This is a genomic window from Pseudomonas sp. PA-7-1E (assembly GCF_021605325.1).
Taxonomy (GTDB): domain Bacteria; phylum Pseudomonadota; class Gammaproteobacteria; order Pseudomonadales; family Pseudomonadaceae; genus Aquipseudomonas; species Aquipseudomonas fluorescens_BV.
The window spans coordinates 85,544-108,091 of the sequence record NZ_WKFA01000013.1; the positions used below are offsets into that span (position 1 = coordinate 85,544).

The following is a 22,548-nucleotide window of genomic DNA, read 5'->3' on the forward strand; positions in this document are numbered from 1 at the left end:
GGGGAGGACGCCATGCTGAACCTTGCCGAATATCGTCAGCGCCCGGCCTTGCTTGCCGACTGGCTGCCCTGGGCCGGGCTGGTCGCGCCGGGCGTTGTGCTGAACAAAGATGGTTCGTTTCAACGCACGTTCCAGTTTCGCGGCCCCGACTTGGACAGTGCGACACAGGGCGAGCTGATTGCCACGTCGGCGCGGCAGAACAACGCGCTTCGCCGTACCGGGTCTGGCTGGGCCTTCTATATCGAGGCCGAGCGGATGCGGGCATCGAGCTATCCGCAATCCTCCTTTCCCGAACCACTGTCCTGGCTGGTGGATGAGGAGCGACGCGCGGCGTTCGAGGAGTCGGATGGCCATTTCGAGAGCGTCTATCACTTCACGTTGCAACACCTACCGCCGCAAGAGTCTCGCGCCCGTGCGGCTGGGATGCTGTACGAGAACCGGCCCACTGAGGGTGTGGACTGGCGTGGTCGGCTTGATTCCTTCGTGGCAGAGACCGATCGCGTGTTCGACCTGCTCGATGGTGTGATGCCGGAGATTGCCTGGCTGGACGATAGCCAGACGCTGACCTACCTGCATGCCACAGTCTCCACGCGGCGCTATCGCGTCGGCGTGCCCGACGTGCCGTTCCATATCGACGCACTGCTGGCCGATGCCGCGCTGGTCGGCGGCCTGGCGCCCATGCTGGGCGATCAGCACCTGCGCGTGGTGTCGGTACGAGGCTTCCCGACCTCGACCTGGCCGGGGATCTTGGACGACCTCAACCGCCTGGGCTTTGCGTATCGCTGGAGTACGCGCTTCCTGTGCCTGGACAAAGCCGAGGCGGAACGGGAATTGGGGCGCTTGCGGCGCCAATGGTTCGCCAAGCGCAAGAACGTCATCGCGCTGCTGCGCGAAACGATCTTTCAGCAGGAAAGCCCGCTGGTCGATACCGATGCCAGCAACAAGGCCGCCGACGCCGATGCCGCCTTGCAGGAGCTGGGCAGCGATCAAGTCGCCTTCGGCTACCTCACCGCCACGGTGACGGTGCTCGACGCCGACCCGGCCGTGGCCGACGAGAAGCTGCGCATGGTGGAGCGCGTCATCCAGGGCCGGGGTTTCGTGACCATCCCCGAAACCCTCAACGCAGTCGATGCCTGGCTGTCGTCCGTCCCCGGCAACGCATACGCGAACGTGCGTCAGCCCATCGTTTCGACGCTGAACCTGGCGCACATGATGCCGATGTCAGCGGTATGGGCTGGGCCGGAGAAGAACGAACACCTCGATGGCCCGCCGCTGATCGTCACCCGCACCGATGGCGCGACGCCGTTCCGGCTGGTGACGCACATCGGCGACGTGGGGCACACCCTTGTCGCCGGGCCGACCGGCATGGGCAAGTCGGTGCTGCTCGCCATATTGGCCATGCAGTTCCGGCGCTACTTCGGCTCGCGGATCTTCGCCTTCGACATGGGGCGCTCGATGCGCGCCACCATCCTCGGCCTTGGCGGTGAGCACTACGACCTCGGTGCCGATGGCGGCATCGCCTTCCAGCCACTCGCGCGAATAGCCCACGAGGGCTACCGCACCTGGGCCGCCGAATGGGTGGAGGGCCGGCTGCTGCACGAAGGCGTGACGGTCGGCCCGGACGAGAAGGCTGCCATTTGGTCGGCGCTGCGAAGCCTTGCCGGTGCGCCAGTGGAGCAGCGCACCATGACCGGCTTGTCGGTGTTATTGCAGTCCAACGCGCTGCGCCAAGCGCTCGCGCCCTATGTGTTGGGCGGCGCCCACGGCAAGCTGCTGGACGCTGACCACGACCGGCTGGGCATGGCCGACGTGCAGGGCTTTGAGATGGAAGAACTGATGCACAGCCCCGCCGCCGTGCAAGCAGTGCTGCGCTACCTGTTCGCCCGCTTCGACGAACGTTTTGACGGCGCGCCCACGCTGCTGATCCTCGATGAAGCGTGGCTGTTCCTCGATGAGCCGTCCTTCGCGGCCCGCATCCGGCAATGGCTCAAGACGCTCAGAAAAAAGAACGTCAGCGTCATCTTTGCCACGCAGTCGCTGGCCGACATCAAGGACTCGACCATCGCGCCAGCCATCATCGAAAGCTGCGCGAGCAGGATCTTCTTACCTAACCCGCAGGCCACCGAGCCGCAGATTCGCACGATCTACGAAGGCTTCGGCTTGAACAGCCGCCAGATTGAGATCGTGGCGACCGCACAGCCCAAGCGCGATTACTACTACCAGTCGCGCCTCGGCAATCGCCTGTTCGACCTCGACCTGGGGCCTGTCGCGCTCGCATTCGCGGGCGCATCCACCCCTCAAGACCAACGCGATATTGACCGCGTGCTGACGCAGGCCGGCGCTCCCGGCTTCGCCGGCGCGTGGCTGCGCCATCGCGGCCTCGGCTGGGCCGCCGACCTGCTGCCGTCCGCTCCGGCGGCAGCTTCCTTTCTCGCTTCTCAACCGCTGGAGGTTTCACCATGAAGACCAAGCCCCGTTTGCTCTCTGTCTCACTCGCTGCCGTGCTGTCGGTATCGCTGCTGGCCGTGCAGCCCGCATCCGCGCTGACGGTGTTCGACCCGTCCAACTTCGTGCAGAACACGCTGACCGCCGTGCGCACGCTGGAACAGATCAACAACCAGATCAACCAGCTTCAGAACGAGGCGCAGATGTTGATGAACCAGGCCAGGAACCTGGCAAATCTCGACTTCAACATCGTCAACCGCCTGCGCTCGACGCTCGCCACCACCGAGCGCCTGATCGCCGAGGCGCGCGGCTTGGCCTACGACGTGCAGAGCATGGATGCCACGTTCGCCCGCCTGTACCCGGAACAGTACGCCGCCACCATCAGCGGCGACCGCATGGCACAGGACGCCCGCGAACGCTGGCAGAACACCTTGAACGGCTTGCACACCGCGATGCGGATGCAGGCGCAGGTGTCGCAGAACCTCGCCCAAGACGAAAGCGCGCTGGCCGATCTCGTGAGCCAGAGCCAGTCGGCCACCGGCGCGCTGCAAGCGATGCAGGCGACGAACCAGCTCCTGGCTTTGCAGGCCAAGCAGTCGATCCAGGCGCAGCAGCTCCAGATCACGCAAGACCGGGCCGCTTCACTGGAACTGGCGCGGCAAGCGGCGGCTATGGAGCGCGCCCGCGAAGTGCGGCGGCGCTTTCTGGGCACCGGCACGCCGTACACGCCGCAGTCCGTCAACTTCTATAACAACTGACCGGAGGCGGCCATGCGATGCGCTTCCGTCCTGATGGCCGTGCTGCTGACCGCGTGCGGCCAGCAGCCGGCCGAGAACCTGGCCGACGCCCTGGCCGCAGATCCGGTGCGGCTCAAGGCGTTGCGCGGGCAATGCGCGGCCGACCGGCAGGCCGTGGGCGAGGATGCCTGCCGCGCCGCCGCTGAAGCCTTCCGGCGGCGCTTCTTCGCCGGCCATACCGGGCCGGATGAATACAACTCGCTGGCTGAACTCCCGCCGATTCCGCCGAGCTTCGATACGCCCGCAGATGAATTGCCAGAGGGCGCCGTTCCGCTCACTCCGCCCGAGGATTCGCCATGAACGACGTGACCATCATCGACCGTTTCCTCGATACGTTCTCGCGCTACATCGACTCGGGCTTCGGCTTATTGCAGGGCGAAGTGGCATTTCTCACCGCCACGCTCATCGTCATCGACATGACGATCGCTGGCCTGTATTGGGCCATGAGCCACGCCACCGGCCAGGGCGACGACGTGATCGCCAAGCTGCTGCGCAAGGTGCTCTGTGTCGGCGCGTTCGCCTACATCATCGGCAACTTCAACTGGCTGGCGAGCATCGTGTTCCGCTCGTTCGCCGGCTTGGGAATTACCGCTACCGGCTCGGCCATCACGATGGAGAACTTCCTTCAGCCGGGCCGGCTGGCGAAGACCGGCATCGACGCAGCCGCGCCGATTCTGGAACAGATCGGGGACATGGCTGGGTTCCCCGAGGTGTTCGTGAACATCGACCCTATCGTGGTTCTGTTCATCGCCTGGCTGGTGGTGATCCTCTGCTTCTTCGTGCTGGCCGTACAGCTTTTCATCACGCTGATCGAGTTCAAACTGACTACGCTCGCCGGCTTCGTCTTGATCCCGTTTGCACTCTGGAACAAGACCTCGTTCCTCGCGGAAAAGGTGCTAGGCAACGTGGTGTCGTCAGGCATCAAGGTCTTGGTGCTGGCCGTCATCGTCGGCATCGGTTCAGGCCTGTTCGCCGAGTTCCAGGTGCATCCCGACGAACCATCCATCGACCACGCGCTGGTCGTGATGCTGGCCTCGCTCGCGCTGCTGGCGCTGGGCATTTTCGGCCCCGGTATCGCCACCGGCCTGGTGTCCGGTGCGCCACAGCTTGGTGCGGGCGCGATGGCTGGTGCTGCGGTCGGGGCTGTCGGCACCGGCGTTGCCATCGGCGCCGCCGTAACGGGCGTGGGCGGCGCCGTCATGGCCGGGGCACGAATGGCCCCGGCGGCCGCAAAGCTGGCCGGTGCCGGTGCGCGTGCCGCGACTTCGGCGGCCGGCAGTGCCCGATCGGCGTTCCAGGCCGGTTCCGCTGCGGCCGGCGGCGGTGCCAAGGGCGCGGCGGCTGGCCTCGGCAATGTCGCCAAGACTGGCGCACAAGCCGCAGGCCGCAGCGTCACCTCTGGTGCTTCCGCTGTTGGGCAGAAGGTGGCCGACTCCTTCCGCGCTGGCTGGAACGGCACAGAAGCCGGCAGCGACGGTGCTGGCCCCGGCCAGACCGCAGACGGCACCGCAGGCTCGCAGAAGCAAGAGCAACCGGCCTGGGCCAAGCGGATGCACCGCCGCCAGCAGGCTACCCATGCCGCGACCACTGCCGCCCACACGCTGCGCGGCGGCGACGGCGGCGGCTCCGGGCAAGGCCCGAGCCTGCGGGATTCCGATACCTAACCTTCAAGGAGAACACCCATGCGATTCAAACGACCGCAGGTGCGCTACGCCGATACGCCGCAGCCTGCCACCCCGTATCAAGCCGCCGCCCAGGTGTGGGACGACCGTATCGGCTCCGCCCGCGTGCAGGCGAAGAATTGGCGCCTGATGGCCTTCGGCTGCCTAGTGCTCGCGCTGTTGATGGCCGGCGGCCTGGTGTGGCGCTCGGCGCAGTCCATCGTGACGCCCTATGTCATCGAGGTCGATCAAGCCGGGCAGGTGCGCGCCGTGGGAGAGGCCGCCACGCCGTACCGGCCCGGCGACGCGCAGATCGCGCACCACCTGGCGCGCTTCGTGACGCTGGTTCGCTCGCTGTCCATCGACCCCATCGTGGTGCGGCAGAACTGGCTCGATGCCTACGACTACACCACCGACAAGGGCGCGGCGGTGCTCAACGACTACGCCCGCACCAATGACCCATTCGCCCGCATCGGCAAGGAATCGGTAACGGTGCAAATCACCAGCGTGGTTCGCGCGAGCGACACGTCTTTCAACGTGCGCTGGACAGAGCAGCGCTATGTCAACGGTGCGCCCGCCGGCACCGAACGCTGGAACGCCGTGCTTTCGACCGTCCTGCAAACCCCGCGTACTGAACAGCGCCTGCTCAAGAACCCATTGGGTATCTACGTCAACGGCCTGTCATGGAGCCGCGAACTGGATTCTTCCGAAGGAGCCAAACCATGAAACTTCGTTTCCGCCTTTACGTTGTTCCTTTGACGCTGCTGGCCCTCGCGGGCTGCGCCTCGCAGGGGAAGCCGCCGCCATCCATCTCGCTCGACGAGACGGTGCTGGCCCAGCCGTTGCCCGAACCGCCCAAGCCCGTCGAAGTCGTCGCCGTCCCTGAACCGCTGGCGCTGCCGGCGCAGTTGAAGCCCCTGCCGGAACTCGATGAGGCCCCCGTTGCGCCGGAGCCGGCCGACGAAAAGGTGCGCGTTTCCCGTGCCAATGCAGAAGCGCGTATCGCGCCTACCCGTGAGGGCTACGTCAACGCGATTCAGGTGTGGCCGTTCACCGATGGCGCGCTTTATCAGGTCTATGCGTCGCCGGGGCGCGTGACGGTGGTTTCGCTTCAACCGGGCGAGGAACTGGTAACGGTCGCCGCCGGCGATACCGTGCGCTGGATCGTGGGCGACACGTCCAGCGGCGGCGGGGCCGATCTGCGCGTCAATGTGCTGGTCAAGCCTATCCGCTCCGGTCTGAAAACCAATCTCGTCATCACCACCAGTCGGCGCACCTACCTGCTGGAGCTGACCTCGACCGAGAGGGCATGGATGGCGTCGGTGTCCTGGGACTATCCGAAAGACCGAATGCTCGCGTTGCAGCGCCAGGCGCAGGCAGCGCAGGCAACAACGCCTGTCGATACGGGCCTGTCGCTGGACAAGATCCGCTTCCGCTACGCGGTATCGGGCAGCAACCCGCCGTGGAAGCCTCTGCGCGCCTTCGATGATGGAGAGAAGGTCTATATCCAGTTCCCGCCGGGCATCGCCCAGGGCGAGCTGCCGCCGCTGTTTGTCATCGGCGCGCAGGGCGACGGGCAACTGGTGAACTACCGTTTTCGCTCGCCGTACTACGTCGTGGATCGCCTGTTCGGCGCGGCCGAACTGCGGCTGGGCGGCGATGGCGGCGACGTGGTGCGGATCGAGCGCACCGATGGTGTTGCACGGAGGAACTGACCATGAGCCAGGATGACACTCCCGACCTTGCCGCGCCGCAGGCGGACAAGGTGGCGCCGGAGGCAGTGGCGCTGCGCGCCCAGCCGCGTCCAGTCACACGCCTGAACCGGCGCTCGCTGGCCATCCTTGCCGGCGTCCTAGCGGTCGCCGTGCTCGGCGCGCTGATGTGGTCGCTGCAACCTCATCGACGCAGCACAGGCGAGCAGACCGAGCTTTACAACGTCGATCGCGTGTCAAAGTCGGAAGGACTGGATGCGCTGCCGACGGACTATTCCAAGCTGCCGCCGGCGTTGCTGCCTGCCGTTCCCGAACTAGGGCCACCGCTGCCGGGCGATCTTGGCCCGGCTATCGTGAAGTCGCAGCAACCGGCGACGGCTGCCTACGCGGCCCCCGGTCACGACCCGAACGATGCCCTGCGAAAAGAAGCCGAGGCGGCCGCGGCCTCGTCCGTGTTCTTCCGCTCGGGTGGGCAGAATGCGGCGCCGGTAGCGCAGACACAGGTGGCCGCTGCGCCGGGCTTCGCCGCCAATGCGGCGTTTGACCCGCTGGCGGCCGGGCCGGCCTCCACGGCGGCCCAACCTGCTGACCCGACAGCGGTGCAAAACCGGCAAGACCAGAAAGAGGCTTTCATGAAAGCTGGCCCCACTGAAACCCGTAATTCCGGCAATCTGACTCTGCCAATTTCGCCGTATCAGGTTATGGCCGGAACAGTGGTCGCAGGTGCCTTGGTGACGGGCATCAAGTCGGACTTGCCCGGCGACGTGATCGCCACGGTGACGGAGCCGGTCTATGACACAGCCACCGGGCGCTTCCTGCTGATTCCGCAGGGTTCGCGCATCCTGGGCAAATACAACAGCCAGGTCAGCTACGGGCAGAGCCGCGTTCAAGTCGTCTGGAACCGGATCATCCTGCCGGACACGTCTTCGCTCACGCTCGACAACCTGGCCGGCACCGACCCAGCCGGCTATGCCGGGCTGGAGGACGATGTGGACTACCACTGGGGCCGCATCTTTGCCGGTGCGGCACTCACCACGCTGCTGGGCGTCGGTGCCGAGCTGGCCGCGCCGGAGAACCGGCAGGATGGTGATCGCGTCATCATCGCTGGGCGCGACAGCGCGCAGGACAGCATCAATCAGGTCGGCCAGGAGATGACCCGGCGCAACCTCAACATCCAGCCGACCTTAACGCAACGGCCGGGCCTGCCGGTTCGCATCATCGTCAACCGGGATCTGGTGCTGCGGCCGTACCAGCCGCTGTTCTTCAACCGGGGGACTTCACGATGAGCACGACCAAGAAGCTGCGGCTCGGCCCGCTGCCGAAGACCGAGAGCACCAAGCTGACTTTCGTTTGCCCGACCAGCTTGAAAGTCGACCTCGACCGCTACGCCGCGCTACACGCGCAGGCGTATGGCGAGGCCGTTGATGCGGCGACGCTGATCCCGCATATGCTGGAAGCGTTCATGGCGGGGGATCGAGGATTCAGGAAGGGCACGGCGACCCGCAGCACACCACCGAAGCCGCCATGATTGCACCGCATGCTATTCAACGGCATCCATCGAACGCGCAGCCCAGGCTGCGCGTTCTTCATTCTGGATGCCGCCGAGCCTGTTGGGCTATGATGATGCGACAGGCCCGCCGTTCCTCGGCAATCCAGCACTACACAGTGCGATGCGGCTTTCTCTCCCAACGCTCCTATGTCGCTCCTAGCCGACAACGCCGCTCTTCTTCTAAGCGGCCCCGAAAGGAGCTAACCTACTGTCCCATATACGGTTTCAAGTCCTTCTTGATTTGCGCGAAAGAATTGACACCGGCACTTTTTTGTCCGCAGCGCAGGAAAGCGGGTGCGACGCTGTGCGATTTCTTGCAGGCAGGCCGCCCATTCCAGAGCCATCCTTGCTCCATGTTCGTCGGCGTTGCCGACACATGCCCTGGCAGCCGAGACCTTCAAGGCTGCAAGTGCGGGAAACCGTGCTGGTCGTTTCTTCCTATGGACGTACCCCGTCCGTTCACGCCACCCACAAGGGACCTCTCCCTTGCGGGCGGGGAATCCCTTGTTCTTCCTCAAGGAGATTCCCATGGACCGTTCCCTCATCAAATCCATGATGCCTTCGCTTGTCGCGGGCCATGTCCCTCGCAACGTGCGTTCGTTCAAATACCGCGTATTCGATGATCAGCCGCAGTCCTCGACGTTGGGCTTCGCCATTGACCCTCAGCCCTTCAACGGCAAGGTAGTCTCCGCGACCGACGATGCCATCGTCGTCAAGCTCAAGCCTTCCGAGTTCGCCGTGCTCGATCCCAACCTGGTGACCACCGTTCCCAGCGAGGGCGCCAAGGTCCATGTCCAACCCTACGCCCGGCGACGTTTCGACGGGCTTCGCGCGGACACCCCGGAAGTCGTCACCGAGAAGACTTCGGATGGCACGCCTTACACCATCACGAGGCATATCCTTGGCAAAGCACCCGCCAAGCTGCCCATTCCCGAGCCGCAGTGCATGGAGCTGGGCCAACTCATCGAGCAGTTGGAGGAGATGCCCGCGCCCGACGGGTTCCGGTGCATCACCCACATGCTGGTCGATGCAGGTGCCCGCGACTTCGCCTGGGTCGATCCCAAGCCCTCCAGGATCATCGAGACCCCGCCGGCGATCAGCTTCACGGTCTCAACCACCAAGTTCGAGGGTCAGGTGACGATCCTCTACGACCGTGGCGGCGACACCTACGTGGTGGAGCTGCACCGCGACGGTGAGTTGGTCGATAGGCACGACGAGGTGTATTTCGACATGCTCGGTGAAGTGCTGGAGCGGCTCATCGACGACGGGCGCTGGCGCCTGATCGACGTGAGCGTGATCGACGCCAAAGCCTTTCGGCAACGTCAGGCGGTTCCAGCCTGACGTGCCAGACAGGAAGCCTAGCGGCACGACTGATCAGTCCACAGCCTACCGGCGACTGCCCCACAAGCCTTCCATCCGTTTCGGTGGAGGGCTTTTTTCTTCATCCATACAGGAGATTTCAACCATGTCACTGCGATTCAGAGGCTCCGACCTGCGCCCCGTGCTTGCCGAAGCCATCGCCAACCAATGCCGCGTCGCCCTGGCCAAGGACCAGGGCGTGTACTTCCTCGCCGAGCGCGGAGAGCGCCGCCCCGATGGCCGCGTGAAGCTGCTGGCCTATGCCGTCGGCTGCAACCCGGATACCGACCCGTTCGATGACTGGTGGGAACTGGCACGCGCCGAGCTTGGCGGCGACGACTTCGGCGAGTTCTTCGACCCGAAAGACAGCGTTTTCACTCGCATTCTGCAAAGCTCAGATGATCTGGAGCTGTCCGCCACCGCTACGTATCTGTCGCTGGCGGCGGTGGAATCGGCGTAGTCCAAAAATGTCCGCATACCCCTTGAAGCCCCCATTTCGGGGGCTTTCTTTTGGGCGGAACTGGGCAGCCTGGAAAAAATGGGAAGCGCCCGGATGCCGATTGATTGCTGTCGCGCGCGCGAGGCCCGGCCATGCTGACCCCATGCCTGCTGACGTTGTCAGCGACATGCCAAGCAACCATCGGTCTTCAAGGTTGCGTCGCAGTTCCCACTGCGTGACCGAGCCAGCTCGCACCGCATCCATCCGCGAGCGGCCACCAGTCTCTGGTGGCGGATGCTTTCGCCTTATCGACCCACCGCGGGGTTACGCACCTTTCCCCGCATGCGTGGGGCTGGTGTGTCTCCGCTTCTTCCCTATGGAGATTCACCATGAACACCACGTCCAACGAGAAATCGTATTTCGACCTCCACACCTCGGGCATCGGCTACATCCAGCGTGTCCGTGAAGTGCCTGTCCGGGGCGGCCGCCGTGCGCAGCCTTTCCTGGCATGCACCGTTGCCGCGCTGGTCGGCCCCGCCAGGGACCCCAGCTACCGCTACTTCGACGTCAAGGTCTCGGGTGCCGAGGCCAAGAACCTCGTCCAGCGCTACATCGGCGTTGACGATCCCAAGCAGCGCCCGCTGGTGCGCTTCCGCCTCGGCGACCTGTGGGGCGATGCGTACATCCGCGACAAGGGCGAGCGCAAGGGTGAAGCCGCCGCGTCCCTCAAGGCGCGACTGCTCAAGGCCGAGCCGCTTGACCGGGCCGAACTGGCTTCCATCAAGCAGCACGAGCTGATCACCCGCGGCATCGGCTACCTCAGCCGTCCGAAGGACGTCACCCCCAAGGATGGCGATCCGTTCCTGTCGTGCTGCGTCGCGGCTCTGGCCGGGCCTGTCGGTGAACCGGACTATCGGTACTTCGACACCATCGTCGCCACCCCTGAAGCCGAGCACCTGGTTCGCCGGTGCGTGCAGGCCATCGAAGGGGACCGCAAGGTGCTGATCGCCTTCAAGTTGAACGACATGAAGATCGATCCGTACATCCGCACCAAGGGTGAGCGCGCCGGGGAGCCGGGAGCGAGCCTGGAATCGACGCTGATCCACATCGGTCTGATCAAGATCGACGGCACCCAGGTCTATCCGACGAGCCAGGCGCAAGCCGAGGCGTCGCAGGCCGAGGACGCACCCGCGCCCGAAGCCGAGGACGCCGCCGACACCGCTGCCGACCAGCCTATCGAGCCCGCCGAGCGCGAGCCCGCAGGTGAAGTCGAAGAGCAGGAGCCGGCATTGGCTGCTTCGTTCTGATCCGGCATGGCCCCTCACGGGGCCTTGCCTTTTTCCTATTCCTCAAGGAGAAGCATCATGGCAGTCACATCGGCACCCGAGAAATCGGCCACTCCCATCATCGTCCCGGGCCAGCTCGCGCTGCGCACCATTCATGGCCGCAACGGAAAGTTCAATGTTGGCAAGCTCGAATGCCAACTCGGAAAATTCACGATTAAAGACGCGGAGTTGGAGCAATACCCCGAGGGCAAGTATCAAGGGGAGTTCGTCCTTCGCTACATCTTCCTCAAAGGCTATCCGATCAGCGACGGCAGCATGCGTTTCGAGATGCGCGCCAACCTGGACGGTATGACACTTTTCGGCATCGACAAGCTGAGCAAGGCCGAAGCACATAGCTTCGCCCCGCAGGAAGTCGATCCGCTCGATGAAGATCAAGGGACACAGCCTGCGACAACGCCGGCCAAACCCGCCAAGGCATCCAGGTCCGCCAAACCTGCACCCGTGCAGACGTCCGCGGACCCGCTGGTCGATACCACGCCCTTCGGCGTGGACGCGCCGCCTGCTGCGGCTGCTGCCCCCGGCAGCACCGAGGATGGCGACGCCGCGCTGTTCGGCCTGTTGTGGCCGCTGGGCGAGTCTGTGAAGCTGGATTCGACCATCGACCGCCGCGCCCTGCGCGCCCAGATCGCCCGCCTGGGCGAACTGGGCTACGCGCTGGACTTCAAGACGCAGGAGTGGAGCCGCCAGGCCGAACTGCAACCTGCGTGATTGCAGACACCGCATCCGCGGTGTTCTTCATCCACCCGCTGGGGTTCCTTCCCCATGCGGGGGTGGCCTCGGCTTTCTTCTGGAGGTCTCCATCATGTCCACCATCACTTGCGATACACCCCGTTCCGCGCTGGACGAAACCGCGTGGCGCGCCGTTTGCAAGACGGCCGCCGAGCATGCCCAACGTGGTTGCGGCCTGTCCTGGGATCACTGGGTCACGCTTTTCAGCTCGGAGATCGACGCGCAAGCCAGTCGATTGCCGGAAAGCCAGCGCGTTCATGCGCTGGAAATCGCGACCCAGGAATGGGACTACGCAACACCTGCCGAACGGCAGGAAACCCAGGACTGGCTCGCTGAAAACGGCTGCTGTTCGCATGGGATCACGCTGGGTTGCTGCCCGGCCGGTTGCGGTTCCTAGCCCGCACTGCATTCCATCGCCGCACACGCGGCATTCCATCACCCGCTGGGGGTTCTTCCCCACGGGGAGGCCTCTGGCTCTACTTCTTCAGGAGGCCTCTCATGGGCTGGTATTTCTCTCCCCAATCGCGGTCTGAACTGATCGCCGAACTGATCGCACCGCAGGAGACCGAGCGCGCCAGCGTGAAGGTCATCGCCCACACGCTGCGCGGCAACGTCCTCTGGTCCGTCGCGGAAGTGACGGCCAGGGCCGAAGGCGTGCATCGTGATCTCGCGCCGGGCCAGTCCCTGCGCTACATCCGCTGCGATCTTCTGGAGCGCAGCGGCAACCAGTGGGGCTACAAGCCGCTGGACGAGTCCATGCACCCGTACTACTACTCGTGCCCGCTGTCCTATCTGGACCTCGCACCGGAGCAGTCCGCCGACTGGCGTGCAGGCGTTCGCGCCTACCACGCGCGGCGTCGTACACCCACGGTTGCCACGGCACCCGCCGCGGCACTATTGGCCTGAGCCAGGAGGAACCAACATGGACCCGATCCTGGCTGCGCTCCCCGCCTCGCTGTTAAAGCTCGTTGAAGGCAGTTTGTCCAACGACGAAGTTTCCTCCGACGAGGAAATGCTGGCGTACTTCATCGACAACGGCCTCACCGAGGAGCAGGCACGGCAGGCGCTGACCTATCGCGACCAGTACCTCAACAACATCTACCTGGACGGCTTCACGCCGATCACCGCGGTGGACGAGGCGCTTCACTTCAACCCGCACACCCGGCAGTTCGAGCCGGACTGAGCGGTTTTCTTCCACCCCCCCCGGGGCAGTACCTGCCCCGACGGGCGGTGCTGTTCCCGCTCATCCGAGGACACCACCATGCCCGCAAACACTTCTTCCACGCTGTACCGCATCGACGAATGCCCGGACGTGATGGCCGACGCCTGCGTTGGCGATGACCAGGGCAACCTGATCTTCCTGTCCATCTGGGCACGCGACACCGCCGTCCAGCAATTCCTCGCTCGCCTGACCCTCGGGCGCGACGAGCAGGGACTGGACCAGTTCCACGTCATCACCGACCAGGGCGGCAGCGTCCCGGTGTTCATCGGCAACGTCGATCGCCTGGAAAAGCGCATGACCCGCGCCTACCGGCGAACGCTGTTCGGTTCGCTGTCCAACGTGTGGCTGTTCGACCGGCGCTGCGTCAAGCCCGACAAGGCCAACGCCAGCGCATTGGCACTGCTGCCGCGCGACAGCGCCCACCGGCTTGACCGCCTGTGGATGCTGGTGCGGGACACCTGCCCGTTGCCGCTACTCGACCACTGGCGCGAGACCGTGCTGGAACTGCTGCAAAGCCGCGAGATGCTGGCCCGCCTTCCGTTCGCCCTCGGGCCGCTGGAAGGCCATCGGCTCGCCATCGACGTGCCGGCGCTGACCCTGGCGCTGGGCTCCCTGATCCGCAGTGACGCGCTCACCGCCTATCCCTATCCGACCAAGATTTGGACGCCGGAAGCGGTAGCGGCTTGACCCCCTCGGAGGCACGTCTCGGCGTGCTTCCGTCTTTCATCCCCGCCAACCAGGAGACTTCCATGGCCCTCATGTTCCCGCGGCTCGCCCGCAATTTCGCCAAGAACGGGTACTACCCGACCGACGAACCCACGCTCGAAAGAGCCCTCAACGCACTGATGCCCAGCGACGGGCCGATGTGCATCCTTGATCCCTGCGCCGGCGAAGGCGTGGCGATCGCCGAAGCCGCCTATGCCCTCGGGCGTGACCAGGCCAAGGCATTCGCGGTCGAGTTCGACGCGGAGCGGGCACGCCATGCCCGAGGCTTGGTCGATCACTGCCTGCACGCGGACCTGATGGACACGATGGTCTCCAAACAGTCCTTCGGGTTGCTCTGGCTCAACCCGCCGTATGGCGACCTGTCCAAGGACGTCAACGGCAACATCGGCTATCAAGGTCAGGGACGTGCCCGCCTCGAAAAGCTGTTCTATCAGCGTTCGCTGTCGCTGCTGCAGTACGGCGGCATGCTGGTCTTCATCGTCCCCGGCTACGTGCTCGACGCGGAGCTGGTTGGTTGGCTGACACGCCACTACACCGATCTGCGGATCTACCGAGCGGTGGAAACGCAGTTCAAGCAGGTGGTGATCTTTGGCCGAAGGGTGCGCCAGCGCGAGCAGGCCCCCGATGGCGTCAAGGCCGTGCGCAACCTGCTGCTGCAGGTTGGGCTTGGCGAAGTCGAAGCCGAGGAACTGCCGAGCGAATGGCCGTTCCTGCCGTACATCGTCCCCGCCAGTCCGGTCGAGCCGGAGCATTTCTTCCGCGTGACGATGGAGCCGGAGCAGTTCGCCGATGAGGTCGGTCGGCTGCAAGGCCTCTGGCCGTCGCTGGACACGCACCTGGGGGCCGCGCAGCAGTCGCTGCGTCCACCGGCGCGAGCCTTGTCCCACTGGCATCTCGCCCTGGCCTTGGCAGCGGGCGCGATCTCCGGCGTTGTGCGCTCCCAGACGGGGCGCGTGCTCGTCGTCAAAGGTGACACCCACAAGGACAAAACGCTCCAGCGGGAATTCACCGAACGCGAAGACGGCTCCATCGCCGAGACCCGCATCCTCACCGACAAGTTTGTGCCCGTCATCCGCGCGTGGGACATGACGCCTGGCTCCGCGACACGGGGCGAGGTGTTGACCATCCGCTGATCCACCGGACGCGCTGCCGTCCTGCTGTACCACATCGAAGGAGAAACACCATGTTCCCGAATCCGTTCAAGCGGCCAGCGCCGCACAAGCAACCGTTGTTCGCACCGAGTACGTTGAAGTTGAGCGAGAAGGTGCATTGGCTGGCCCGAAGAGGCCTGATCGACCCCTTAGCCTATGTCCAGCGCCATGTGCGCGGGGACTGGGGCGAGATCGATGAGGCCACACGCCAAGCCAACGACGTGGCGATCCAACAGGACAACCTGATGATCTCGCAGTTCAGGATCACGCCGGACCTGGCGCTAATCGTCAAGACCAGCGAGGACCACCAGACCACGGTGATCCAGCTTCCCGAAGAGCGGGACCTGATCTGACGTCCCCACATCGTCATCCTCATTCTCCTGACGGAGCCACTTCACTCCGGCAGGGGTGTCGTGGCTCAATGACTCATCAAGGAGGAGCCCATGGCATCACATCGCATCGAAACCTACTGTCAGAACCTGGCGTTCCCCATCGGGGCGCTTATCTTCAGCAAAGGCATTGACCGCCTGGTCCGCTCGGGTCGCCTCGACCCGATCCCGTACTTCAGGCGCCACACCCGTGGCGACTGGGGCGACGTCAACGTCCAGCAATGGCAGGCCAACAGCACCGCGCTTCAATCAGGCGCATCGCTGGCATCGCACTACGTGATCCATCCGGGGCTGGCCATTCGCATCGTTACCGACGCGGAGCGCCACGCCACCGTCATCGTTCTGCCGTCCGAGGACTGAGCACGGTTCAGCCGCTGGCCACCCAGGCCAGCACCTTCAACCACCGTCGGCCACGCGTCGATTTACTTCCCACCACGGGGCATGCCACTGCCCCGCTGGGGGTGGTGCATGCCCCTTTTTCTTTGGAGCATCACCATGTCCCTCGATCTCGAAACCAATGCCGCTGAAGCCGCGCCCGTACAGGGCGAACTGCTCGACGCGGAATCTTCCCCTCTGACCCTGAGCCTTCAGGATTTCGTCGGCGAGTTCGGCGACGAACTGCTCGACGCCCTCAACAGCGCCAACCCGCCGGTCTATACCGGCCAACCGCAAGCACATCGCCAGCTCATCGTCGCCAGCCTCAAGCGCAAGCTGTTCCAGGCCCAGGCCGAAGTCGTCCACGCCGCCGCGGAGCTGCTGATTGACCGTGGCGAGCGCGCCGCGATCGTCAATGGCGAGATGGGCTGCGGCAAGACGACCGTCGGCATCGCCACGGCCGCTGTGCTCAACGCCGAAGGCTACCGCCGGACCTTGGTTCTCTCGCCCCCGCACCTTGTTTACAAGTGGCGGCGCGAGATCCAGGAGACAGTAGCGGGCGCGAAGGTCTGGGTGCTCAACGGCCCCGATACCTTGGTCAAGCTCATCAAGCTGCGCGAGCAGTTGGGTGTGCAGCCGACCGGCCAGGAGTTCTTTGTCCTGGGGCGCGTCAGGATGCGGATGGGGTTCCACTGGAAGCCTGTCTTCACCACGCGGCGCACCCGCCACGGCGACGTGGCGGCCTGCCCGGACTGCGGCACGGTCATCACCGACCTCGACGGCGAGCCGGTCAACCCGATCGCGCTCCAAGCCGAGGAGTGCCGCAGGAAGTGCAGCCATTGCGCAGCGCCCCTGTGGACGCTGATCCGCCCACGCAGCCTGTCCGGCAGCGACCAGTCCTCGGCCGTGCTGAAAGCCTTGAAGCGCATCCCGACCATCGGGGCAGTCACCGCGCAGAAGCTGATGCAGAAGTTCGGAGACGGCTTCCTGGCCTCGATGCTCGGCGACAACATCCATGAGTTCATCAACCTCATGGACGGCAACGGCGAGCTGGTGTTTTCCGACCGTCAGGCCACCCGCATGGAACGTGCGATGGCCAACATGGAGTTCGGCTTTGGCGAAGGCGGCTACCAGCCGTCCGAGTTCATCAAACGCTACCTGCCGCAAGGCACGTTCGACCTGCTCATCGCCGATGAGGCGCACGAGTACAAGAACGGCGGCAGTGCCCAAGGCCAGGCCATGGGCGTGCTGGCAGCGAAGGCTCGCAAGACCTTGCTGCTGACTGGCACGCTGATGGGCGGCTACGGGGACGACCTGTTCTACCTGCTGTTCCGAGCCCTTCCGGGGCGGATGATCGAAGACGGCTACCGCCCGACCACGAGCGGCAGCATGACCTCGGCCGCGATGGCGTTCATGCGCGATCACGGGGTCTTGAAGGACATCTACTCCGAGAGCACCGGCACGGCGCACAAGACGGCCAAGGGCACCAAGGTATCGGTGCGCACGGTCAAGGCCCCGGGCTTCGGCCCCAAGGGCGTCTTGCGCTGCATCCTGCCGTTCACGATCTTCCTCAAGCTCAAGGACATCGGCGGCAACATCCTGCCGCCGTATGACGAGGAGTTCCGCGAAGTCGCGATGGACACGGCGCAAGCCGCGGCCTACCGCGATCTGGCGGGTCGGCTGACCGCGGAGCTGAAACAGGCTCTTGCACGACGCGATACGACCTTGCTGGGTGTGGTGCTCAACGTGCTACTGGCCTGGCCAGATTGCTGCTTCCGGTCGGAGACCGTGGTGCATCCGCGCACGCGCAACACCTTGGCGTTCGTCCCGGCTCAGTTCAACGAGTTCGAGATCAGCCCCAAGGAGCGTGAGCTGATCGACATCTGCAAAGAGGAGAAGGCGCAGGGCCGCAAGGTGCTGGCCTACACGGTCTATACCGGCACGCGCGACACGACCAGCCGGTTGAAGGTGCTGCTGGAGCAGGAAGGCTTCAAGGTGGCGGTGCTGCGCGCAAGCGTGGATGCCAGCCGCCGCGAGGACTGGATCGCCGAACAACTGGACCGTGGCATCGATGTGCTCATCACCAACCCCGAGCTGGTTAAAACGGGACTGGACCTGTTGGAGTTTCCGACGATCGTGTTCATGCAGTCGGGCTACAACGTGTACTCGCTGCAGCAGGCGGCACGCCGCTCCTGGCGCATCGGGCAGAAGCAACCCGTGCGCGTGATCTACCTTGGCTACGCCGGCTCCTCGCAGATGACCTGCCTCGAACTGATGGCCAAGAAGATCATGGTCTCGCAGTCCACCTCGGGCGACGTGCCCGAATCAGGGTTGGACGTCCTGAACCAGGATGGTGATTCGGTCGAGGTCGCACTGGCCCGGCAACTGGTCGCCGCCTGATCCCCACGCCAACGCTGGCCTAACGCCGCCGGCTTTCCGCTGTTCCCACCTTGCAGCCACGTCCACGGTCTCCGTGGGCGTGGCTGCGCTTTTTCGATCCCAAGGAGATTTCCATGAACACCAATACCCAAGCAACGACCAAAGTCGTCAGTGCTCGCCTCACGCTGGACGTGACTTACCTGCTCAACGGCGAGGCCGAATCGGAAATGCTGGCACGGCTGCGCAGCATGTGCGAATACGCCATCGATGAGGGTCTGCTGACCGGCGAGACCGCCGCGGAAGTGGATAAGTGGTCGATCGATGTGTCCGAGCAGCCCTCGGAAGCTGAGAGTGACACCCTGGTAACCGAGATCGCCTCCTTCATGCGGCAGCGCATCGAAGACGGCAATCTGAACGCTGAAGACATCCCCGTGCGCCTGGCGCGCTACGGCCTGATGGCTCCCGAGGCATTCGCCGACGAGATGCGCGAGCGCATGGGTATGGCCGACGAAGAACCCGAGAGTCAGGCTGTCATCCCTCCGACCGAGCCTGCTGAAGGCGGCGAGATCGAGATGCAAGTCGCTGTCGCCTGCGTCGATGCTTCCGGCACCCCCAACATGCCGGTCTTCAAGGTCAGAACCACCCAGGAGGAATACGACCAGGGTGCCCACTACCACAAAGCCAAGGATCTGGCCGAAGAAGCCCGGTACGAAGGGCCGTTCGTCTGCTTCGACGCTGCCGAATATGGCCCCATCCTGTCGGCCGCCCGCGAACTGGGTCTTGTCCCGCAGGTCGTCGTGGTCGATATGACCGACGGCCAGATCCACTCCATCCGCTGCGACACCGGCGAGATCAAAGTCGTCTGCTACGACACCAGCGATACCGACGAGTACTCGGTGGCGATGGCGGACCGGCCGCTCGGCGAGAACGGCCAACTCGTGCGCTGCTGGGCGCATGCCCAACTGGCACAGGTCGATCCTGGCCTGAAGCTGGCTCGGGGTTGATTCGGCAGGGTCCGACCTGCGCTCTCATTGGCCCCTTCGGGGGCCTTTTTCTTTGGAGGGAGGCTGTCGGAAAATCGGACGGGGCGTGATTCGCATTGTTTGCTGCCGCGCACGACCCCAGCGGCGATGGTGAGGGCTCGATGTTTCAGGACGCCGAGCTATGTGCCCCTCTCCACCCTGGTTTCACCATCCCGAACGCCGCCTGCTGACGGGATTTCTCGGCCTGCTTTGGTCGGTACTGGCTGGCGGCTGCGCGACAACGACTGCGCCGCACGCACCCGATGCCTTCGAGGAAGTCTCGACCGCGCCCGAACCCGAAGCGCCCGAGTACATCCCCGTTGTGCGCTATGGGCGCTACACGTTGGTCGAGCTGGCCCCCACGGCGGCGCAGCGCGACCTGCTGTTGCAGACCATCGATGTTTCGATGCCGGCGGATGCCCGCGTCACGGTCGGCGATGGGCTGCGGCACGTGCTCAAGCGCAGCGGCTACAGCCTGTGTCAAACGGCACATGCCGTGATCGAGTTGTATGCGCTGCCGCTGCCGGCGGCGCACCTGCATCTCGGTCCCATGACCTTGCGCGACGCGCTGATCACCCTAGCTGGTCCGGCCTGGGAACTGCACGCGGATGACCGCGCACGACAAATTTGCTTCGAGCGGCCCGGCGACAGCATGGCCGTCGAATCCATGCCTGAACCGGCCGCCGCCGATGCGGTGCAGACCTTCCCACTGATGCCCTCCATTCCAGGCGGCCAGCCATGAACACTCCCCAATCCTCGCGGCGCCCGGCTGCCGCCGTGGTGGCGCAAAGCCTGCTCTGGCTCTGGCTGCTCGGTCTCAGCGTCATCGTGGCCCTCGGCTACCAGGCGATGAGCGACCAGGCCGACGAGGAACGGCTCGACTCCCGTTTGCAACGCCTCGAAGCGCAGGCGGTGGCCTTGGCCGAGACCATCGGAACCATCCAGCAGCGTCCGCAGGTCGCAACGGCGGCGGACCTCAAAGACACCCGCCAAATCCTGGAAGCACGCGCTTCCCAAGTTGAGAAGACATTGAGCAGCTACGCAGCAGCCGACGACCTTCAGGCGCTGCGCGCGGAGATCGAGCAGATCAAGACGCGTCAGACCGCCGCGCGTGCAGCAACACCCGCCCAGCCGCGCACATCGAGCAAGCCCGCCGCCAAGCCTGAACCGCCGCCACTGCCGTTCCGCATCGTCGGCGCCGAACTGCGCGCCGGCCAGCTCAGTGTGTCCGTCGCGCCGAGCAGCGGGGACTTCACGCCCGACCAGCTTCAGGTGCTGTTGCCCGGTGATGCGGTCGGTCCATGGCGCTTGCAGGCAATCGATGGCAGCGCTGCGGTGTTCCAAGCCGGCGAACAGATCCGTCGCGTGGCGATTCCCTGATCGGAGCACACGACATGAAGCCGTCGATCATCCTTTCCGCACTCCTACTGGCTTCAGTCCAGTGGCCCGCGTGGGCGCAACAGCCAGCCACAGCTCCAGCCCGCAATGCGCAGAGCCAGGAGCGCCCGCTGGCCGCCCGCGTCCTGGACGACCGAGTAGCAAGCAACTGGGGGCTCCAACCCCAGGAATGGGCGCGTTACCGCGAGCTGATGGATGGGCCGCTGGGCATCTACTCGCCAAACCTGGACCCGCTGTCTGCCCTAGGCATCGAGGCACGCACCGACGAAGAACGGCGGCGCTATGCAGAGCTGCAGGTGCAAGTCGAGGCTCGCCGCGTCGAGAAGCTGCTCGCCTACCAACGTGCCTACGACGAAGCCTGGCAGCGCCTGAACCCCGGCATGCAGCGCGTGAACCTGCCCGACGACGGGCCGGGCACCGGCACCGCGCGCGGCAGCGGTCGCATGGCGGTGTTCGTCAAGGACGGCTGCGCGGCCTGTGGGCAGCTCGTGCAGCGGCTGCAATCCTCGGGTGCCGAGTTCGACCTGTATATGGTGGGCAGCCGCCAGGACGACGCACGCATCCGCGACTGGGCCAAGCGCGCGCAGATCGACCCGGCGCGCGTGCGCAGCGGCAGCATTACCCTCAACCACGACGGCGGCCGCTGGCTGTCGCTGGGCCTGCCCGGTGACTTGCCCGCGGCTGTGCGCGAGGTGAACGGCCAATGGCAGCGCCAGCCGTAGCGGCCACCTCCTTCTCGCAGCTCTTGTGCGCACTGGTGCTCGCTACCGGCCTGTGCGCCTGCGCCGTCCATGCCCAGGAGATTCCGCCACCTGCCTACCAGCTCGCCGCCCAGCAGGCGGGCATCCCCTCGACCGTGCTCTACGCCGTGGCCTTGCAGGAGAGCGGCGTTCGACGCAACGGGCGCATCGTGCCGTGGCCGTGGTCCCTCAATGTCGCCGGCCAGTCGCGCCGCTTCGCCACGCGCGCCGACGCCTGCTCGGGCTTGCAACAGGCAATGCGTACCACGCCCCACACGCGCATCGATGCAGGCCTGGTCCAGATCAACCTCGGCTACCACAAGCATCGCTTCACCAGCGCGTGCGACCTGCTGGACCCGTATCGAAACCTCGCCATCGCCGCTGAAATCCTGAACGAGCAGCACACGTCCGGCGAAGACTGGCTGCTCGCGATCGGCCGCTACCACCGTCCTGCGGGCGGCGAGCCCGCCGCCCGCTACCGGCGCAGCGTGTCGCGCCATCTCGCGCGTGTGCAGGGCGCACATCCAAACGCCGCGGTGCTCGCCGCGCGCCAGGAGACTTCCCCATGACAAAATCCCATCTGGCCCTGCGGGGCCTGCTTGTGCTGCTGGCAGGTCTGCCGCTGGCATCGCGTGCCGGCGATCCGCTGATCGTGGTCGAAGATCGCGGTGGCACGTCGGCGCTGCCGTACTACGAGGCCCTCAACCTCCAGGCGCGCGCCGATGTCCCGGGCCGGCCGCCCATTCCGACGCCACAGGTTCCCGCCACACCCGCGGACGAGGCAGCGATGCTGCCGGTGCGTAGCGCCAAGCTCACGCCCGGCACCGTCGCGCGGCGCGTGATCGAAGCGCCCGGCCTGCGGCCGTTCGTGGTCATCGGCGACGACGACGCCTCCCGGGCCTGGCTGCAGCGCCGCGGCGTCGCTTTGCGCGAACGCGGCGCGGTCGGCCTCGTGGTCAATGTCGAGACCGCGCAGGGCCTGGCACGGTTGCGTGCCCTGGTGCCGGGCGTGCCGCTCGCGCCCGTAGCCGGAGACGACCTGGCCGATCGCCTGGGGCTGCGGCACTACCCGGCGCTGATCACGGCCACCGGCATCGAGCAATGAAGCC

At 65.3% G+C, this 22,548-nt stretch carries 26 protein-coding genes; all 26 read left to right on the top strand.

The genetic code is table 11. The annotated features are described in order from the left end of the window. The first annotated feature begins 12 nt into the window (after positions 1–12). Positions 13–2,463 carry a conjugal transfer protein TrbE gene (trbE, locus tag GIW79_RS11445; protein WP_000933135.1) on the top strand — a complete coding sequence of 817 codons (2,451 nt, stop codon included), beginning with the start codon at positions 13–15 and terminating at the stop codon, positions 2,461–2,463. Continuing rightward, positions 2,460–3,203, top strand: a complete 744-nt coding sequence (gene trbJ / locus GIW79_RS11450) for a P-type conjugative transfer protein TrbJ (RefSeq protein ID WP_003092277.1) — start codon at positions 2,460–2,462, stop codon at positions 3,201–3,203. Before trbE ends, trbJ begins: the two co-directional genes overlap by 4 nt. A 12-nt stretch (positions 3,204–3,215) precedes the next feature. Then, positions 3,216–3,542, top strand: coding sequence for a hypothetical protein (locus GIW79_RS11455; RefSeq protein ID WP_014603538.1), 327 nt, complete (start codon positions 3,216–3,218; stop codon positions 3,540–3,542). After that, on the top strand, positions 3,539–4,906 hold the full coding sequence (gene trbL / locus GIW79_RS11460) for a P-type conjugative transfer protein TrbL (protein ID WP_001000746.1): 1,368 nt from the start codon (positions 3,539–3,541) through the stop codon (positions 4,904–4,906). Before GIW79_RS11455 ends, trbL begins: the two co-directional genes overlap by 4 nt. A gap of 18 nt (positions 4,907–4,924) precedes the next feature. Then, positions 4,925–5,629: a conjugal transfer protein TrbF gene (gene trbF / locus GIW79_RS11465; RefSeq protein ID WP_001211312.1), complete on the top strand. Its 705-nt coding sequence runs from the start codon at positions 4,925–4,927 to the stop codon at positions 5,627–5,629. Continuing rightward, complete coding sequence (gene trbG, locus GIW79_RS11470) at positions 5,626–6,618, top strand: P-type conjugative transfer protein TrbG (protein WP_000776560.1); 993 nt, start codon at positions 5,626–5,628, stop codon at positions 6,616–6,618. Before trbF ends, trbG begins: the two co-directional genes overlap by 4 nt. A gap of 2 nt (positions 6,619–6,620) precedes the next feature. Beyond that, positions 6,621–7,901: a TrbI/VirB10 family protein gene (locus GIW79_RS11475; protein ID WP_003092274.1), complete on the top strand. Its 1,281-nt coding sequence runs from the start codon at positions 6,621–6,623 to the stop codon at positions 7,899–7,901. After that, complete coding sequence (locus GIW79_RS11480) at positions 7,898–8,143, top strand: DUF2274 domain-containing protein (protein ID WP_000108283.1); 246 nt, start codon at positions 7,898–7,900, stop codon at positions 8,141–8,143. Before GIW79_RS11475 ends, GIW79_RS11480 begins: the two co-directional genes overlap by 4 nt. 549 nt (positions 8,144–8,692) lie before the next feature. Further along, positions 8,693–9,505: a hypothetical protein gene (locus GIW79_RS11485; RefSeq protein WP_023103925.1), complete on the top strand. Its 813-nt coding sequence runs from the start codon at positions 8,693–8,695 to the stop codon at positions 9,503–9,505. A gap of 124 nt (positions 9,506–9,629) precedes the next feature. Then, positions 9,630–9,983, top strand: coding sequence for a DUF3085 domain-containing protein (locus tag GIW79_RS11490; RefSeq protein WP_009459699.1), 354 nt, complete (start codon positions 9,630–9,632; stop codon positions 9,981–9,983). Between the two features lie 368 nt (positions 9,984–10,351). Then, on the top strand, positions 10,352–11,269 hold the full coding sequence (locus GIW79_RS11495; RefSeq protein ID WP_023103924.1) for a DUF3577 domain-containing protein: 918 nt from the start codon (positions 10,352–10,354) through the stop codon (positions 11,267–11,269). Between the two features lie 57 nt (positions 11,270–11,326). Then, complete coding sequence (locus GIW79_RS11500; protein WP_023103923.1) at positions 11,327–12,016, top strand: DUF3275 family protein; 690 nt, start codon at positions 11,327–11,329, stop codon at positions 12,014–12,016. Between the two features lie 94 nt (positions 12,017–12,110). Further along, the gene (locus tag GIW79_RS11505) at positions 12,111–12,434 is read left to right on the top strand and encodes a hypothetical protein (RefSeq protein WP_023103922.1); all 324 of its coding nucleotides are present in this window, start codon (positions 12,111–12,113) and stop codon (positions 12,432–12,434) included. 101 nt (positions 12,435–12,535) lie between these two features. Next, on the top strand, positions 12,536–12,943 hold the full coding sequence (locus GIW79_RS11510) for a hypothetical protein (RefSeq protein WP_023103921.1): 408 nt from the start codon (positions 12,536–12,538) through the stop codon (positions 12,941–12,943). A 16-nt stretch (positions 12,944–12,959) separates the two neighbouring features. Next, on the top strand, positions 12,960–13,220 hold the full coding sequence (locus GIW79_RS11515) for a hypothetical protein (RefSeq protein WP_023103920.1): 261 nt from the start codon (positions 12,960–12,962) through the stop codon (positions 13,218–13,220). 78 nt (positions 13,221–13,298) lie between these two features. Further along, positions 13,299–13,946: a hypothetical protein gene (locus GIW79_RS11520; protein ID WP_023103919.1), complete on the top strand. Its 648-nt coding sequence runs from the start codon at positions 13,299–13,301 to the stop codon at positions 13,944–13,946. 62 nt (positions 13,947–14,008) lie between these two features. After that, positions 14,009–15,118, top strand: coding sequence for a DUF6094 domain-containing protein (locus GIW79_RS11525; RefSeq protein ID WP_028690959.1), 1,110 nt, complete (start codon positions 14,009–14,011; stop codon positions 15,116–15,118). A 50-nt stretch (positions 15,119–15,168) separates the two neighbouring features. Then, on the top strand, positions 15,169–15,489 hold the full coding sequence (locus GIW79_RS11530; protein WP_023103917.1) for a hypothetical protein: 321 nt from the start codon (positions 15,169–15,171) through the stop codon (positions 15,487–15,489). Between the two features lie 90 nt (positions 15,490–15,579). After that, positions 15,580–15,885, top strand: a complete 306-nt coding sequence (locus GIW79_RS11535; RefSeq protein WP_023103916.1) for a hypothetical protein — start codon at positions 15,580–15,582, stop codon at positions 15,883–15,885. A 135-nt stretch (positions 15,886–16,020) separates the two neighbouring features. Continuing rightward, positions 16,021–18,300 carry a helicase-related protein gene (locus GIW79_RS11540; RefSeq protein ID WP_058655498.1) on the top strand — a complete coding sequence of 760 codons (2,280 nt, stop codon included), beginning with the start codon at positions 16,021–16,023 and terminating at the stop codon, positions 18,298–18,300. A gap of 113 nt (positions 18,301–18,413) precedes the next feature. Next, on the top strand, positions 18,414–19,283 hold the full coding sequence (locus GIW79_RS11545) for a hypothetical protein (protein WP_028690957.1): 870 nt from the start codon (positions 18,414–18,416) through the stop codon (positions 19,281–19,283). Between the two features lie 160 nt (positions 19,284–19,443). Then, positions 19,444–20,043: a PFGI-1 class ICE element type IV pilus protein PilL2 gene (gene pilL2, locus GIW79_RS11550; RefSeq protein WP_028690956.1), complete on the top strand. Its 600-nt coding sequence runs from the start codon at positions 19,444–19,446 to the stop codon at positions 20,041–20,043. After that, the gene (locus GIW79_RS11555; RefSeq protein WP_023103912.1) at positions 20,040–20,681 is read left to right on the top strand and encodes a hypothetical protein; all 642 of its coding nucleotides are present in this window, start codon (positions 20,040–20,042) and stop codon (positions 20,679–20,681) included. The genes pilL2 and GIW79_RS11555 overlap by 4 nt, the downstream gene beginning before the upstream one ends. 14 nt (positions 20,682–20,695) lie before the next feature. Then, on the top strand, positions 20,696–21,421 hold the full coding sequence (locus GIW79_RS11560) for a TIGR03759 family integrating conjugative element protein (protein WP_023103911.1): 726 nt from the start codon (positions 20,696–20,698) through the stop codon (positions 21,419–21,421). Then, positions 21,403–22,008, top strand: a complete 606-nt coding sequence (locus tag GIW79_RS11565; RefSeq protein WP_028690955.1) for a transglycosylase SLT domain-containing protein — start codon at positions 21,403–21,405, stop codon at positions 22,006–22,008. Before GIW79_RS11560 ends, GIW79_RS11565 begins: the two co-directional genes overlap by 19 nt. Beyond that, the gene (locus tag GIW79_RS11570) at positions 22,005–22,544 is read left to right on the top strand and encodes an integrating conjugative element protein (protein WP_017515759.1); all 540 of its coding nucleotides are present in this window, start codon (positions 22,005–22,007) and stop codon (positions 22,542–22,544) included. The genes GIW79_RS11565 and GIW79_RS11570 overlap by 4 nt, the downstream gene beginning before the upstream one ends. Positions 22,545–22,548: the final 4 nt, after the last annotated feature.

Bases quoted from the DNA above. Each gene is read 5' to 3' on its own strand.
- GIW79_RS11500 (WP_023103923.1), top strand. From the start codon at position 11,327: ATGGCAGTCACATCGGCACCCGAGAAATCGGCCACTCCCATCATCGTC.
- GIW79_RS11535 (WP_023103916.1), top strand. From the start codon at position 15,580: ATGGCATCACATCGCATCGAAACCTACTGTCAGAACCTGGCGTTCCCC.
- trbL (WP_001000746.1), top strand. From the start codon at position 3,539: ATGAACGACGTGACCATCATCGACCGTTTCCTCGATACGTTCTCGCGC.
- GIW79_RS11480 (WP_000108283.1), top strand. From the start codon at position 7,898: ATGAGCACGACCAAGAAGCTGCGGCTCGGCCCGCTGCCGAAGACCGAG.
- GIW79_RS11495 (WP_023103924.1), top strand. From the start codon at position 10,352: ATGAACACCACGTCCAACGAGAAATCGTATTTCGACCTCCACACCTCG.
- GIW79_RS11530 (WP_023103917.1), top strand. From the start codon at position 15,169: ATGTTCCCGAATCCGTTCAAGCGGCCAGCGCCGCACAAGCAACCGTTG.
- GIW79_RS11555 (WP_023103912.1), top strand. From the start codon at position 20,040: ATGAACACTCCCCAATCCTCGCGGCGCCCGGCTGCCGCCGTGGTGGCG.
- trbE (WP_000933135.1), top strand. From the start codon at position 13: ATGCTGAACCTTGCCGAATATCGTCAGCGCCCGGCCTTGCTTGCCGAC.
- GIW79_RS11455 (WP_014603538.1), top strand. From the start codon at position 3,216: ATGCGATGCGCTTCCGTCCTGATGGCCGTGCTGCTGACCGCGTGCGGC.
- GIW79_RS11545 (WP_028690957.1), top strand. From the start codon at position 18,414: ATGAACACCAATACCCAAGCAACGACCAAAGTCGTCAGTGCTCGCCTC.
- trbF (WP_001211312.1), top strand. From the start codon at position 4,925: ATGCGATTCAAACGACCGCAGGTGCGCTACGCCGATACGCCGCAGCCT.
- pilL2 (WP_028690956.1), top strand. From the start codon at position 19,444: ATGTGCCCCTCTCCACCCTGGTTTCACCATCCCGAACGCCGCCTGCTG.
- GIW79_RS11540 (WP_058655498.1), top strand. From the start codon at position 16,021: ATGTCCCTCGATCTCGAAACCAATGCCGCTGAAGCCGCGCCCGTACAG.
- GIW79_RS11490 (WP_009459699.1), top strand. From the start codon at position 9,630: ATGTCACTGCGATTCAGAGGCTCCGACCTGCGCCCCGTGCTTGCCGAA.
- GIW79_RS11510 (WP_023103921.1), top strand. From the start codon at position 12,536: ATGGGCTGGTATTTCTCTCCCCAATCGCGGTCTGAACTGATCGCCGAA.
- GIW79_RS11505 (WP_023103922.1), top strand. From the start codon at position 12,111: ATGTCCACCATCACTTGCGATACACCCCGTTCCGCGCTGGACGAAACC.
- trbJ (WP_003092277.1), top strand. From the start codon at position 2,460: ATGAAGACCAAGCCCCGTTTGCTCTCTGTCTCACTCGCTGCCGTGCTG.
- GIW79_RS11525 (WP_028690959.1), top strand. From the start codon at position 14,009: ATGGCCCTCATGTTCCCGCGGCTCGCCCGCAATTTCGCCAAGAACGGG.
- GIW79_RS11570 (WP_017515759.1), top strand. From the start codon at position 22,005: ATGACAAAATCCCATCTGGCCCTGCGGGGCCTGCTTGTGCTGCTGGCA.
- GIW79_RS11485 (WP_023103925.1), top strand. From the start codon at position 8,693: ATGGACCGTTCCCTCATCAAATCCATGATGCCTTCGCTTGTCGCGGGC.
- trbG (WP_000776560.1), top strand. From the start codon at position 5,626: ATGAAACTTCGTTTCCGCCTTTACGTTGTTCCTTTGACGCTGCTGGCC.
- GIW79_RS11515 (WP_023103920.1), top strand. From the start codon at position 12,960: ATGGACCCGATCCTGGCTGCGCTCCCCGCCTCGCTGTTAAAGCTCGTT.
- GIW79_RS11520 (WP_023103919.1), top strand. From the start codon at position 13,299: ATGCCCGCAAACACTTCTTCCACGCTGTACCGCATCGACGAATGCCCG.
- GIW79_RS11475 (WP_003092274.1), top strand. From the start codon at position 6,621: ATGAGCCAGGATGACACTCCCGACCTTGCCGCGCCGCAGGCGGACAAG.
- GIW79_RS11565 (WP_028690955.1), top strand. From the start codon at position 21,403: ATGGCAGCGCCAGCCGTAGCGGCCACCTCCTTCTCGCAGCTCTTGTGC.
- GIW79_RS11560 (WP_023103911.1), top strand. From the start codon at position 20,696: ATGAAGCCGTCGATCATCCTTTCCGCACTCCTACTGGCTTCAGTCCAG.